We start from the raw sequence: 1,328 nt of genomic DNA, 5'->3' as shown, positions 1-1,328 counted from the left end.
AAATGGCAAAAGCACATTATGAAAGAACTAAACCGCATGTAAATATCGGAACAATCGGTCACGTAGACCATGGTAAAACAACACTTACAGCGGCAATCACAAAAGTATTGTCTTTGGAAGGCAAAGCAAACTTCTTGGACTATGCATCAATTGACAAAGCACCGGAAGAAAAAGCACGTGGTATTACAATTAATACTTCAACAGTAGAATACGAAACAGCAAACCGTCACTACGCACACGTAGACTGCCCAGGTCACGCAGACTATGTAAAGAACATGATTACAGGTGCTGCACAGATGGACGGAGCAATCCTCGTAGTATCAGCAGCAGACGGCCCGATGCCTCAGACAAGAGAACACATCCTCTTGGCAAAACAGGTAGGTGTACCGGCAATCGTAGTATTCTTGAACAAAGCAGATCAGGTAGACGATCCGGAACTTATCGACTTGGTAGAAATGGAAGTAAGAGACCTTCTTTCATCCTATGACTTCCCGGGCGACGAAGTGCCGATTGTAGTAGGATCCGCATTGGGCGCATTGAACGGAAATCCGGCAGACGAAGAAAAGATTCGTGAATTGATGAAAGCAGTAGACGAATACGTACCGACACCGGAACGTGACACGGAAAAACCGTTCCTTATGCCTGTCGAAGACGTATTCACAATCACAGGTCGTGGTACAGTAGCAACAGGCCGTGTAGAACGTGGTACAGTAAAAGTAGGAGACGCGGCTGAAATCGTAGGACTTCAGGAAAAGCCGACCCAGACAGTAATCACAGGCGTAGAAATGTTCAGAAAGACAATGGATCAGGCATTGGCAGGAGACAACATCGGAGCATTGATGCGTGGTGTAGAACGTGACGACATCGTAAGAGGACAAGTATTGGCAAAACCCGGTACAGTACATCCGCACACAGAATTCACAGCACAAGTATACGTACTTAAGAAAGAAGAAGGCGGAAGACACACACCGTTCTTCAACGGATACCGTCCGCAGTTCTTCATCAGAACAACAGACGTAACAGGAGACATTACATTGCCGGAAGGTACAGAAATGTGCATGCCGGGCGACAACATTGAAATGTCCGTTAAACTTATAACACCGGTAGCAATCGAAGAAGGACAGCGTTTCGCAATTCGTGAAGGCGGTCGTACAGTAGGAGCAGGTGTAGTATCCAAGATTATAAAATAATCTCAGAAACATTTAAAAGAGAATCGAGAAATCGGTTCTCTTTTTTTGTGTGAAATAATTTGTGCAAAATAAATTTTTGTAAAAAATAAAATGTGCAATAAATATAACTGTAGACAGTTAAATTATTTTCAAGAAAAA

General features: G+C 43.5%; 1 protein-coding gene. It reads left to right on the top strand.

All coding sequences use genetic code 11. The features are described 5' to 3' along the window. Positions 1–2 precede the first annotated feature (2 nt). Complete coding sequence (gene tuf, locus HMPREF9083_RS06105; protein WP_007556524.1) at positions 3–1,190, top strand: elongation factor Tu; 1,188 nt, start codon at positions 3–5, stop codon at positions 1,188–1,190. Positions 1,191–1,328 lie beyond the last annotated feature (138 nt).

Origin of the sequence: Dialister micraerophilus DSM 19965, from assembly GCF_000194985.1 — a bacterium.
Classification (GTDB): Bacteria; Bacillota; Negativicutes; order Veillonellales; family Dialisteraceae; genus Dialister; species Dialister micraerophilus.
This window is presented reverse-complemented; position numbering and strand designations above follow the sequence as displayed.